This is a genomic window from Thiolapillus sp. (assembly GCF_048562965.1).
Taxonomy (GTDB): domain Bacteria; phylum Pseudomonadota; class Gammaproteobacteria; order Chromatiales; family Chromatiaceae; genus Thiolapillus; species Thiolapillus brandeum_A.
The window spans coordinates 1-1,031 of sequence record NZ_JBHNMF010000993.1 but is presented as its reverse complement, the minus strand read 5'-3'; the positions used below and the strand labels follow the sequence as shown (position 1 = coordinate 1,031).

General features: G+C 47.0%; 1 protein-coding gene. It reads left to right on the top strand.

Annotated features, from left to right (window positions below; translation table 11 throughout):
- Window positions 1–324 precede the first annotated feature (324 nt).
- Entirely contained in the window at window positions 325–918 is a 594-nt protein-coding gene (gene rhuM / locus ACOCD2_RS21740; RefSeq protein WP_305800792.1) for a virulence RhuM family protein, read from the top strand.
- Window positions 919–1,031: the final 113 nt, after the last annotated feature.

Below are 1,031 nucleotides of genomic sequence, written 5' to 3'. Positions count from 1 at the left end.
TTTGCCTACATCCACCATGTGCTGCAGCACATTGGTGGGGCCAGTACAGTTGAAGAGATCAAGGCCCTGCTACCTTGGAACATCACCCTCAGTAAGCTGCAAGAGGGCTGATTCTCTGGCGTTTACAGTCGCCTAGCATGCGGAGAAAATACCACCTCAATTCTCCACTCTGGCCCAAGTTCGCAATCAATGGCGACAATGTGGATGCAACTTGTAAGCATGACTTACAAGTTCACCCGTTTTCGCACAGTGATATTGAAGCCCGTCAATCAAATTCAGTGTGTGCAAAATTTGCACATGCAAATAAGAAGGAGCTTCAACACCATGCCTGATATCACCCAACAAGACCAAACCACCGAATTCCTGCTCTACACCGCTCCCAATGGCGAAGTAAAGGTCGAGGTGTTGCTGAGTAATGAAACCATCTGGCTCACACAGGAACGTATGGCAGAACTGTTCGGGGTTCAGCGTCCCGCAATCACTAAACATCTTAAAAACATCTTTGAAAGCAATGAGTTGAAAGAGTCAGTGGTATGTTCCATTTTGGAACATACCACTACACACGGTGCTATGGAGGGGAAAACACAAACAAGTAGGGTTAAATATTACAATCTGGATGCCGTGATCTCGGTCGGCTATCGGGTCAATTCTGCACAGGCTACGCAATTCAGAATTTGGGCTACCCAGCTCATCAAAGAGTACATCATCAAAGGCTTTTCCATGGATGATGAGCGTCTCAAAAATGGTCGCTTCTTTAGTAAGGACTATTTCAAAGAGCTACTGGAGCGAGTGCGCTCCATCCGTGCCAGTGAACGACGTATCTACCAACAGATAACCGATATTTTTGCCGAGTGCAGTATTGACTACGATCCGAAGTCAATAACTACCCGGAACTTCTATTCTCATGTGCAGGAGTAACTACTCACCCCTATCAGCATAGAGCTGTCCCGAAAAGGCCATTTGAATGGCGACCAGCGGATTGTATCCCTGATTTGCCATGGTCTGCAGGTAACTGGAGATGCGGCAATAGG

Bases quoted from the DNA above. Each gene is read 5' to 3' on its own strand.
- rhuM (WP_305800792.1), top strand. From the start codon at position 325: ATGCCTGATATCACCCAACAAGACCAAACCACCGAATTCCTGCTCTAC.